Below are 11379 nucleotides of genomic sequence, written 5' to 3'. Positions count from 1 at the left end.
CTTACATTAAAGCAAATTCCCTGGTCTGTCTTTCCACATCCTCGGCGGTGGAAAGCCCTTCTCCTACCAAAATTCCATCCAAGCCGGCATCATGCAAAAGCCTTACTTCCTCCATGGTATGTATGCCACTTTCGCTAATCAAAGTACGCTTTCGATCCGCGTAAGGCAACAGCGCCAGCGTGTTATCAATAGTAGTTTTAAACAGCTGTAAATTACGGTTATTTATGCCAATAAACCGGGCCGGGGTACTGAGGGCTATTTCCATATCCCGTTGATCGTGTACCTCTATCAGGGCATCCATCCCCAGCTTCCAGGCTGTATACAAATATTGCTTCAGCTGGTCCGGCTCCAAAATACGGGCTATCAGCAAAACTGCATCTGCCCCCAACATTCTGGCCTCATAAATCTGATATTCATCAATGATAAAGTCCTTTCGGAGAATCGGTATATCCACCAATTCCCTTACCTCCACCAAATCCTCATTCTTTCCTAAAAAATGGGGATCCGTGTGGACAGACAGCATGCTGGCCCCGTTCTCCTCATACAGCCTGGCCAGCTGTGCTACCGTGTAATTATGTTTAAACCGCCCCTTGGCAGGGGATTGCAGTTTGCACTCTGCAATTAAATTCCAAGGCTTTTCCTGAAATTTCATGCTCATGGCGAAGCTGCCCATTTTTACCTGTTTCTTTAGCTCCGCCAAGGGAAGCTGCTGTCTGGCGGCCTCCACAATATCCCGCTTTTTCTCCACAATTTCCGCTAAATAATCCCTCATATTGCCTTACCTTTCTTTTCTTGCCGCCACCAAAAACTTACTGATAAGCTTGGGTGATTTTTCTCCATCTATTTCCATAGCCCCGGAGGCATCGATACCAAAGGGACTAAATATTTTTATGGCCTTCTGTACAGTATGGGCCGATATGCCACCAGCAATCATATAGGGCTTGTTCAGCCGGCAGATGGTCGTTGCCGCTTCCTGCCAGGCAAAGCTGACACCACTGCCCCCCACTGTATTTCTGCTGTAGCTGTCGATTAGAATAATATCCGCCGGATACGCCATTGCCCGGTTCAGTTCAAAATCATCACCGTAGCGAAAAGCTTTTATTACAGGCCTTTTTATGTGACTGGCGTATGACTCATCCTCATTGCCGTGGAGCTGTACATAATCCAGACCGCAATATTCAGCCAGTTCATTTACCTGCTTTAGGTCCTGGTCCACAAATACCCCCACCTTTTGAGGCCCGGCTATGGTCCGGCATATCTCCCTGACCACATCAGCCGGACAAAACCTTCTGTACCGGTCATTCATTATAAAGCCGATAAAATCAGCTTGGCTGGCTGCCCTGGCCGCCTCTATATCCCGAATACCGCAAACCTTTATTTTTGTCATGAGTCCACCCCCTCCACCTGAAAGTCAGTTTCCAAATTCATCATTCCCAATTCTATTACTACCCCCTCAGTCATCCGAAGATGCCAGCTCCCCCAAGGGAGCCGAGGAGAAATTCCTAATTCCTAATTCCTCATCCCCAATTCCTCATTAAAAAACGCCCCACATACAACATCATCTGTTGTACATGGGGCGAAAATCCGCTGTGCCACCCAAATTCAGTAGTATACCGCCTAATAAAAAAACACTTTATCCCTTACCAGAATAAAATGTCTGCCACTCGTAATACTACCCTCTTAGATACAGGACCAAATCCGATATCGCAGCCATGTAACGGTGGCTACCGTTCCAGCCTAATCAGAACCCAACATCCCTTTCGGTGGACTCTCCTGGGACCATTCACTTATCACTTTTCACAGGTCATCTCACCTCCGGATTAACCAAAACCCGGCACCTGCTCGCTGACAAAAGTTGGATCAGCTACTATTTCCCAGTCAATGATTTGATATATTCAATTATCAACGCACTCATAATAATACATTTATTATTTGCTGTCAACACTTTTTTGTAAACTTATTGGCAAAAATCGTTTTTAACTCAAAAAACTGTAAATAAAATACATAGCCAAAGCAACCACCGCCACAATAACTACCAACGGCAGGGCGATAAATACAAAGGCCGCCAACAGCATCGTAATCAAGGCTGCAATCAGTATCTTGTTCATTATACCGCCGCCGGTGACAATCCGTATTCTTCCAGGATTGCGCATCCGGTCCTGTGCCATTCCATTATTGGTTCTGCCCCAGAAATCATATCCTTCTGATGAAGACTTTTGTCCATTATCATTTTCATCAATGGTCACTCCGTCATAGCCGGATATTTCTTCCTTGCGCATTTCCCGCAGATTTCCCGGCAAACAGTTGGGACAAAGACCATCGGCATCCAATTGGGCACCACACTTTGGACAAATCATTCTTCTTCACCTCCACAGCACTACCGTATCCCCATCCGATAATTTATTCAGATGCTCCTTGACCGAAAGCCCATCAATCAGCAAATCAGGGGCAATTTCCACTAAAGGCACCAGCACAAAGGCCCGCTCCAGCATATAAGGATGCGGAAGCACCAGCTCCGGTGTATTCAGCCTCATACCGTCAATATACAGCAAATCAATATCAATGGTTCTAGGCCCCCAGTGTTCGTGCCGCACCCGGCCCAAGCTTTGTTCCACCGACTGGCAGAGCCCCAACAACTCCTGGGGAGATATGGTTGAAACGAGGGAAAATGCACCATTCAAAAAGGAAGGCTGGTTAATATTTCCCCAGGGTGGGGTCTCATATAGTGATGATACACTTTTTAGCTGAATTTTATCTGAAGCCCCCACATATTCAATTGCCTGTCGGATATATTCCGCCCTATCCCCTAAATTGGATCCGACACTTAGGTAGCACTCGTATTCCTTCATTGTCTATTCCTTGATATACTCACTGCGCTGCCGCTTCATTTTTATTTTAACATCGTTAAAAACGCCGTCAATCGGTGCTCCCGGCTTATGTACGACTACCCTTAAATCCTCTATCATCGGATACTCCGCAAAAACTGCCGTAAAAATTCTGTCAGCCAGATGTTCCAGCAGCTTCACCGGCTCCCCCTGCACAATTCGCTGAACTGTACTGTACACCTTCCCATAGTTTACAGTGTCATTCAAGTCATCCGAGGCTCCGGCGGCCCGCAAATCCAAATACATACTCAAATCAATAATAAACCGCTGACCTAGCACATTTTCCTCCGCCATCACTCCATGACGGCCAAAAAATTCCATTCCTTCCAGAACGATACAATCCTTCATTGCTTCGCCTCCAAAATAGCATCAGTTATCCGGCACATACGGGAAATAGGCAACACATCGTGCACCCGCATAATTTCACAGCCCTTCATAATGCCCATCACACAGGTCGCACCAGTGGCTTCCATCCGCTCTTCCACCGGCAAATCAAGGGTATTGCCAATAAAGCTCTTCCGACTGGTTCCCAATAGGACCGGATAATCCTTTCCGTTAATTACCTTCAGCCTCTCCAGCTGCTGCATCACATACAGATTGCCCTCCACCGTTTTGCCAAAGCCAATCCCCGGATCAAGAATAATGTTATCCTCCCTGAGTCCGGCTTTTCGGGCGATATCTATGCTAGTAGTGAAAAAATCCCGCATACTGTCGATGATGTCCCCATCATACTCCTTGGACTCCCGGTTATGCATTACCACCACCGGCAGCTGGTATTTGGCCGCTACCTTAGCCATTTCGCCTGGTTCGTCCCTATATTGCAGCCCCCAGATGTCATTTAAAATATGCACCCCCTTGGCCGCAGCATATTCCGCCGTTTCTGCCTTGAAGGTATCAATGGACACCGGTACCGGGCAAGCCTGTAAAATCGGATCCAAAAATTCACTGAGCCGGTCTATTTCCGCTCCGGCCGACATGGTCTCAAAACCGGGACGGCTGGATTCCGCTCCCACATCAATTATATCCGCCCCGGCCGCTACCATTTCCTTCATATGCATTATGGCCGTCTCTACTGTGTTCCATTTTCCCCCATCAGAAAACGAATCCGGCGTCACATTCAGTATGCCCATTATCAGCGTCTTGCGACCAATCTCCAGGCTTTTGCCATCCTTCCACTTATAAACTCTTTTACTCATTATTGCTCCATCCCAAAATATTCCAGGCCTGCTGATAGCTCTGGCTGTCCTTCTTCAATGTTCCCCGGCAGGAGGAGGTTATCGTTCGGGTACCGTGGGCCATATCGCCCCGCATGGTCATACAAAGCTGCTGGGCCTCCACAATAACCAAAACTCCTTCAGCACTCAACCCCTGCTCCACCGCCTGGGCGATTTCCTCTGTCATCCGCTCCTGCAGCTGTGGACGATGGGAAATAATCTCAATCATTTGGGAGAATTTGCTAAATCCGGCAATAATCCCCTGATGGGGTTTGTAGGCGATGGACACCCGGCCAAAAAACGGCACCAGATGATGCTCACACATTGAGTAAAAAGGTATGTCCTTTACCGCCACAATACCATCATTGTCGGCAGTAAACCGCTCACCCCACACCTCATCCGTGTTCCGGCCCATCCCGTTAAACAGATATTCATACATACCGGCAACCCGTTCCGGGGTTTTCTCCATTCCGCAGGCCTGTAAATCGATGCCTATGGCCTCCAAAAACTCCTGCATTGCCTTTATTGCCTTCTGGTTCATATTTTATCCCCTTCGTTTTATCATCATGGCATCCCCAAAGGAAAAGAACCGATACCGCTCCTTTACCGCCTGCTCATAGGCCTTTAGGACAAATTCCCGTCCGGCAAAGGCACTTATCAGCATAATAAGCGTGGACTTTGGCAGATGGAAGTTGGTAACTATGCCATCAACAATCTTGAATTCATAGCCAGGATAAATGAAAATATTGGTCCAATCCGTGCGGCCGGCAATCTCTCCTACAGCAGTAGCAGCTGACTCCAGCGTACGAATAGAGGTCGTCCCCACCGCAATCACCCGCTTACCAGCGGCTTTAGTGGCCTTTATCAAATCAGCTGTTTCCTGAGAAATGCTGTAATATTCCTTGTGCATTACATGCTCTTCCACCGTTTCCACGCTGACCGGACGGAAAGTCCCCAGACCTACATGAAGAGTGACAAAGCCGAGGTTTACTCCCATTTCCTTCAGTTCAGCCATCTGCTCCTTGGTGAAATGCAGTCCCGCTGTTGGGGCCGCTGCTGAGCCCTGTTCCCGGGAATACACTGTCTGATACCGTTCCCGGTCCGCCAGCTTTTCATGAATATACGGTGGCAACGGAGTTTCTCCCAACCGATCCAATATTTCCTCAAAAATTCCCTCGTAGGAAAACTTCACAATACGGCCGCCAAAATCGGTGGTTTCCTGCACCGTGCAGGTTAATTCATCACTGAAGCGTACCACTTGACCTTCTCTGGCCTTTCGCCCCGGTTTTACCAAGGTCTCCCAGGTATCACCATCGATACGGCGCAGTAAAAAGACCTCCACCTTACCACCGGTGCCTTCCCGCCAGCCCAACAGGCGGGCCGGCATTACCCGGGTATCATTGAAAATCAGGGTATCCCCCGGTTCCAAATATTCCTTCAAATCATAGAAATGTCGATGTTCAATGCTTTTCTCCACTGGATCAAGGACCATCAGCCGAGACGAATTCCGCGGCTCCACTGGTGTCTGAGCAATGAGCTCCTCCGGCAAATCATAATCAAAATCTGTTAATTTCATCTTATCTCCCAAAATTTATCAATACCATTTGATGATTTCAATATCCGTATAGTAGTGATGCAATATGTCTTCGTAGTTCTTGCCAGCATCGGCCATAGCCTTGGCCCCATATTGGGACATTCCCAGCCCGTGTCCGAAGCCGTGACCGTCAAATATCACTTCCACTTTGTCATTTTTCACCAACAGCTTGCCCCCGTTCATGGCTGTCGGAGCAACATCGATCACTTCGTTCTGGCCTTTTTTATTTGGCTTTTGGGTCAATACAGCATCCGGTTTACGCTTGGTACGGATGGTGAAATAAGTGCTCTTCAGACCAAAAATCTGTCTGGCCTGCTGACCAGTCACTTCAATAGTCTGACCGGAGCCCACAAACTGAACCTTGGCCGCCCGGCCGTTGGCCGAGGTAACGGAGATACTCTGGAGCTGACCAATATTTTTCCCGGCAGCACCAAGCAGCTTCTGTACCTGGGCTGCAGTATAGCTTACCGACCAATTATGATACGGGGATTGGGCATCATTATCCTTGACCGAACGCAAATACGGCAAATTATTCCCCCAAACATCCTCGGAGTTTTCTGTAACGCCACCGGATGAAGCGTGATACGGGGCATAAATCGGTCTACCCTGATAGGTCATTACCAGTCCCTTGGTAGCGTCCACTGCGGCTGAAGCCGATGTTGCCTCATTGGCTATCCCTTCGTAAGCCTGACAATGGGTTGAATCACACAAATCAAAGCCTTCCCCTAAATGGGTTTTCTGATTTTTCGTATAAAGGGCATAGGTTCGAGCGGCCACCGCCTGAGCCTTCAATGCCTCCATATTCCAGCTGGGGGACATCTCCGACGGCAATACGCCCTTGACATAATCCTCCAATGAAATCAAATTGACAATTAACAGCTGGCCATCTACCACACTGGCCAGTAGCTTGCCCCTATATTCATTACTATTGTATTTTATCCGCCCACCGGCTGAGTTAGTTACCGGGGTGAAAACCAGGGCTGATGCCCCGCTGCTTTTCCCATTTACCGCTATGGCCTTCCCCTGAACTGACAAATTGGCCACAATATTACTTCTAAAATCACCATAATCCCGATTATCATTAACGCCAAATATGTGCATTCCATTCACCGAGCTGATGCTGGCCTTTACCACACCACTGGCAATACCAACCTTAATGATATTTTCCGACTCATTGGTTTTCTTCCAGGTGGCCCGATTGTCTTTCTTGGTTTCTTCCTGGTTACCAGCCGTTGACGGTCTTGTGGTTGGCGGAGTGGGATTTTTCCAGGCAGTAGGCGGTTTTTTCCCCATTCCCGGCACTATAGTCCCTGCTTCAGAATTACCCATTCCCAACACACAAGCTCCCATAAAGGCTGCCAATGCTGCTACTGCTATTTTCTTTATCAGCTTAGATTTTATCATACGCCCACCTCAATTAAAGATTTTTTCCGTTCCTTTGCCGCCTTTTTCCGCTGCTTGCGTATAGCCTTGCTGTACCGCTCTTCCTCACTGAAAATACAGCCGCAATACGGCTGTCGATACAGCTCCAGCTCCAGGCTGATATCAATCCCCTCCTGCCAGCCACTGCGGAAATCCTCATAATAAAATTTTATCCCATACAAATCGGCAAAATGCTGCGCCGTTTCCTTCATCAGGTCGTGCTGCTGATAAATGCTGTAGAAAAGGGTTGAAGTAAAGGCATCAAACCCATTTTCCGCCGCAAAGCGGGCCGCCTGCTCCAGCCGCCAGGTGTAGCACATACGACATCGGCCGTTTTCCACCTGCTCCGCTGCTAAAGCTTTTTTCAGAAAATCCCGCAGCATATAGTTTTCATCGGTTATGATTTTCATATCCACCTTTTGGGCAAACTCTTTAGCTGCCTTCAGGCGGTTATCCCATTCCTTGTAGGGATGAATATTGGGATTGAAAAAATATCCCGTAGGCTCAATGCCATCAGCCCGCAGCTTCTTCACCGGATAGCAGGAGCAAGGCCCACAGCACATATGCAGCAATAAATTCATATCATTATATCTCCGGATAAGGAATTCCCATATGCTCGTAGCCGGCCCGGGTCACCATCCGTCCCCGAGGGGTACGGTTTATAAAACCCAACTGCAACAGATACGGCTCATAGACATCCTCAATCGTATCATTTTCCTCACTGATAGCCGCCGCCAGGGTATCAATCCCCACCGGGCCGCCACCAAACTTCTTTATCATGGTTTCCAGCATAGACCGGTCTGTCCGATCCAGCCCCATCTTATCCACTTCCAGCCGCAGCAAAGCATCATCAGCAATGCTGTCAGTGATTATACCGTCACCGGACACCTGGGCAAAGTCCCGGACCCGTTTCAGCAAGCGGTTGGCAATTCGTGGGGTTCCCCGGGAGCGACGGGCAATTTCCATAGCCCCTTTATCCTCGATTTGAATGTCAAGAATTTCCGCCGCCCGCTTAATAACCAGCACCAGTTCCTCCGGCTTGTAATATTCCAGTCGGGAAATTACCCCGAACCGGTCCCGCAAAGGAGCTGCCAAAGCCCCCGCCCTGGTGGTGGCCCCAATAAGGGTAAATGGGGCAATATCCAGTCGGATGGATCGGGCACTTGGTCCCTTGCCAATAACAATATCCAGTGCATAGTCCTCCATGGCGGAATACAATACTTCCTCCACATTGCGGGACAACCGATGGATCTCGTCTATAAACAGCACATCCCGCTCATTTAGGTTGGTCAGCAGTGCCGCCAAATCACCGGAATGATTTATCGCCGGACCGGAGGTAACCCGAAAATTCACCCCCAGCTCGTTGGCAATTATCCCGGCCAAGGTGGTTTTTCCCAAGCCCGGCGGGCCATATAACAGCACATGGTCCAAGGCCTCACTGCGCTTCATGGCCGCCTGGATAAAGATATTTAAATTTTCCTTGGCCTTGTCCTGACCAATGTACTCCCGCAGGCGACGGGGCCTCAGGCTATACTGCCAGTCATCACCGGACTGCTCACTGGTAGTAACAATCCGTTCATCACCAAACACGATTTCCTCCACCCCTCATCACCTCCTGGACAATTCCTTTAATGCCATCTTTATTACTGTCTGCACATCACTGGTCTGGTCAATATTGCCCATGCCCTGGAATACAGCCGCCACCTCGCTCTGACTGTAGCCCAACGCCAGAAGGGCCGCCGAGGCCTCGCTGAACACATCGTCACCTATCGCTGGCGTTCCAAAAGCGGTGCTTATCTCCGGCACTTCACCCTCACCGCAAAAATGCAGCTTATCCTTTAACTCCAAAATCAACCGCTCCGCCGATTTTTTCCCTATCCCCGGCAAAGCAGTCAATGTCTTGATATTCTTGTTCTGTACAGCCTGACTCAAGGCCTCCGGGGTAATAGCCCCAATAATTCCCATAGCCACCTTAGGCCCGATACCACTGACCGTGATCAGCAGCTGAAACAGCTCATACTCATCCTGGGTCAAAAAGCCATACAGCAGCATGGCGTCCTCCCGGACACTCAAATAGGTAAACAACTTGGTTTCCTGACCGGTTTTTAGCTGCGCCCGGGTATTGGCCGATACAAACACCCGATAGCCCACTCCAGCCACATCCAACAGGCAATAATCCATGGATATATATTCAACTTTTCCCTTTAAAAAGCCAATCATCACAAAACTCCAAATCCGTTACTTTCCTTGCGTCAACGCTTGCCGTAGGGCTTCAGTCATCACCTTGGTATCCGGCTCTACCCCGGTCCATAGGCGAAACGACTCAGCACCCTGCCCCACCAGCATAGCCTCCCCATTTAACACCTGACAGCCATTTTCCTTGGCCTGCCGTAAAAACAGGGTTTCTGCTGGAGTATAAATAATGTCATAAACGAAAATGCCTTTTTTAACCTTGGTCCAATTCACCGGCGGAGCCGCATCCACCTTTGGGTACATTCCCAATGGCGTGGCATTTATCAAAAGCTCAGCCTGTGACAGGGCCTGCTCAAAGGCCCCTGTCTGCCAGTCCAGCAAGGTAATTGGCATATATTGGGCAAAATAATCCACCAATGGCTGAACCTTGGCTACATTTCGGACACCGATAGTCAAACTGGCAACCTTTTCCTGTATAAGGCCCCAGATAATGGCCCGGGCCGCTCCACCGGCTCCCAGCAGCACCGCCTGCTTCCCCATCGGGGAAAAGCCCTGCTGCTTCATACCATTTATAAAGCCTTTCACATCTGTGTTGTAGCCGGTAAGAACGCCGTCCCGGTTCACAATGGTATTCACTGCCCCCAGCACCTTGGCATCCTCATCAATGGCGTCAAGATAATCCATCACCCGTTCCTTGTGGGGAATGGTTACATTCATCCCACAAAAGCCCATGGCCTTCATTCCAGCTATAGCCGCTGCCAAATCATCATTATTCACCGGCAGGGCGGTATAAACATAATCCAGTCCCGCTGCCTTTATCCCGGCATTCTGAAACACCGGTGACAGGGAATGAGCTATAGGATTGCCAATAACCGCCAGCACCTTCGTCTTGCCCGTAATCATCCGCCAACACCTCAAACCATCTTTAAACAATCATACATTCTAAATTATAACGCAATTGTTCAAAATTTCCCATATTTATATGGGAAATTATTCCTTACTGGCGTTTCACCGATGGTTTAAAAAATTTCTCGGTATAACGCAGTTGTTCAAATTTTTCCAACTCAATGGAAAAATATACCTATTGAGCGTTTCGTCGAAGTTTAGGTATAACTCGACATAACGCAATTGTTCAAAATTTCCCATATTTATATGGGAAATTATTCATTACTGGCGTTTCACCGATGGATTAAAAAATATCTCGGTATAACGCAGTTGTTCAAATTTTTCCAACTCAATGGAAAAATATACCTATTAAGCGTTTCGTCGAAGGTTAAATTGGTAATTATGAATTAGGATTTTCTCCTTGGCTCCCTTGGGGGAGCTGGCTTCTTTAGATGACTGAGGGGGTAGCAGCTAAATCTGGTGGGGGATGTTGCCTGTCACCCATCATCCAGCCAAGCCCTGCGGAAAACATTTTCGGCTTCATTGCTGCGTCCAAATCATCATGCAAGGAGGCTTCGGTTTCTTCGTAGGCGGCGGAGCCGCTCCTCCACTAGGCGGAAATATATATCGTGCCCATGATGAGCCTGCCGGCGGCCGGACTCCGCTGCTTGCAGGCGAAAAGTTTCCCTCCGGTCCATTTAAGTTAGCTACTGGAAAACCCAGCGGGTGACATGTGGATGATTCCATGGATAAGCGTAGTCACATGCCACATCAGCACAAAATCCATTTGCGCCGCCGTGAGGTTTCTGACGGAGGCACTTTCACCGTCGTTCCTTCGCCGAAGCCAACTGCCAAATTGATGTGACACTGTGCGAAGCGCAGGAATGGAACATCCCATGGCAGGACCCGCGAATTGCCGCAAATGCCCTTCGGGATAAACCTCATCCACCGTCTTCGCGCCCCCCCGACGGAGCTTTGCTCCTAGTGCCTGTAGGTGCTTCCCCATAGGGGAAGGCTTAAACAGGACAGCTGGTGTGTCTGTAAGGGGACATCAGATTGCCTTGGCACTTAGCGAGCACAAGCACCGCGCCGAGTGAACTTAGTACCACTAGGCAATCTGTCTCGAGCGAGAGCGTGCCCCGTTAGACCTGCTGCTGGCATATTGCCCTGTGGAGCAACGGTCTCC

General features: G+C 48.9%; 13 protein-coding genes. All 13 read right to left on the bottom strand.

From position 1 onward, the window contains the following. Nucleotide 1 precedes the first annotated feature (1 nt). Nucleotides 2-772 carry an indole-3-glycerol phosphate synthase TrpC gene (trpC, locus tag QZV24_RS00775; RefSeq protein WP_294518724.1) on the bottom strand — a complete coding sequence of 257 codons (771 nt, stop codon included), beginning with the start codon at nucleotides 770-772 and terminating at the stop codon, nucleotides 2-4. A gap of 6 nt (nucleotides 773-778) precedes the next feature. Further along, on the bottom strand, nucleotides 779-1387 hold the full coding sequence (locus QZV24_RS00770) for a phosphoribosylanthranilate isomerase (RefSeq protein WP_294518720.1): 609 nt from the start codon (nucleotides 1385-1387) through the stop codon (nucleotides 779-781). A gap of 589 nt (nucleotides 1388-1976) precedes the next feature. Next, nucleotides 1977-2357 carry a hypothetical protein gene (locus QZV24_RS00765; protein WP_294518717.1) on the bottom strand — a complete coding sequence of 127 codons (381 nt, stop codon included), beginning with the start codon at nucleotides 2355-2357 and terminating at the stop codon, nucleotides 1977-1979. A 6-nt stretch (nucleotides 2358-2363) separates the two neighbouring features. Beyond that, entirely contained in the window at nucleotides 2364-2849 is a 486-nt protein-coding gene (gene folK / locus QZV24_RS00760) for a 2-amino-4-hydroxy-6-hydroxymethyldihydropteridine diphosphokinase (protein WP_290655156.1), read from the bottom strand. Between the two features lie 3 nt (nucleotides 2850-2852). Next, nucleotides 2853-3233 carry a dihydroneopterin aldolase gene (folB, locus tag QZV24_RS00755; protein ID WP_294518714.1) on the bottom strand — a complete coding sequence of 127 codons (381 nt, stop codon included), beginning with the start codon at nucleotides 3231-3233 and terminating at the stop codon, nucleotides 2853-2855. Beyond that, nucleotides 3230-4084: a dihydropteroate synthase gene (gene folP / locus QZV24_RS00750; RefSeq protein WP_294518806.1), complete on the bottom strand. Its 855-nt coding sequence runs from the start codon at nucleotides 4082-4084 to the stop codon at nucleotides 3230-3232. Before folP ends, folB begins: the two co-directional genes overlap by 4 nt. Then, nucleotides 4074-4640, bottom strand: a complete 567-nt coding sequence (folE, locus tag QZV24_RS00745) for a GTP cyclohydrolase I (protein ID WP_290655152.1) — start codon at nucleotides 4638-4640, stop codon at nucleotides 4074-4076. Before folE ends, folP begins: the two co-directional genes overlap by 11 nt. A 3-nt stretch (nucleotides 4641-4643) precedes the next feature. Further along, nucleotides 4644-5675 (bottom strand): tRNA preQ1(34) S-adenosylmethionine ribosyltransferase-isomerase QueA, encoded by a 1032-nt coding sequence (gene queA, locus QZV24_RS00740; RefSeq protein WP_290655150.1) that lies wholly within the window; start codon nucleotides 5673-5675, stop codon nucleotides 4644-4646. An 18-nt stretch (nucleotides 5676-5693) separates the two neighbouring features. After that, nucleotides 5694-7097 (bottom strand): SpoIID/LytB domain-containing protein, encoded by a 1404-nt coding sequence (locus tag QZV24_RS00735; RefSeq protein ID WP_294518709.1) that lies wholly within the window; start codon nucleotides 7095-7097, stop codon nucleotides 5694-5696. Continuing rightward, on the bottom strand, nucleotides 7094-7696 hold the full coding sequence (locus tag QZV24_RS00730; protein WP_294518706.1) for an epoxyqueuosine reductase QueH: 603 nt from the start codon (nucleotides 7694-7696) through the stop codon (nucleotides 7094-7096). The genes QZV24_RS00735 and QZV24_RS00730 overlap by 4 nt, the downstream gene beginning before the upstream one ends. A 4-nt stretch (nucleotides 7697-7700) precedes the next feature. Further along, nucleotides 7701-8717: a Holliday junction branch migration DNA helicase RuvB gene (gene ruvB / locus QZV24_RS00725; protein WP_294518702.1), complete on the bottom strand. Its 1017-nt coding sequence runs from the start codon at nucleotides 8715-8717 to the stop codon at nucleotides 7701-7703. 6 nt (nucleotides 8718-8723) lie between these two features. Next, nucleotides 8724-9335 carry a Holliday junction branch migration protein RuvA gene (gene ruvA / locus QZV24_RS00720; RefSeq protein ID WP_294518699.1) on the bottom strand — a complete coding sequence of 204 codons (612 nt, stop codon included), beginning with the start codon at nucleotides 9333-9335 and terminating at the stop codon, nucleotides 8724-8726. Between the two features lie 18 nt (nucleotides 9336-9353). After that, a complete protein-coding gene (locus QZV24_RS00715) occupies nucleotides 9354-10211 on the bottom strand; it encodes a shikimate dehydrogenase (RefSeq protein WP_294518696.1) in 858 nt (285 codons plus the stop codon). Between the last annotated feature and the right edge of the window lie 1168 nt (nucleotides 10212-11379).

Origin of the sequence: uncultured Anaerovibrio sp. (assembly GCA_902786545.1) — a bacterium.
Lineage (GTDB): Bacteria > Bacillota > Negativicutes > Selenomonadales > Selenomonadaceae > Anaerovibrio.
The sequence above is the reverse complement of the archived record's forward strand: the minus strand, read 5'-3'. Positions and strand labels throughout refer to the sequence as shown.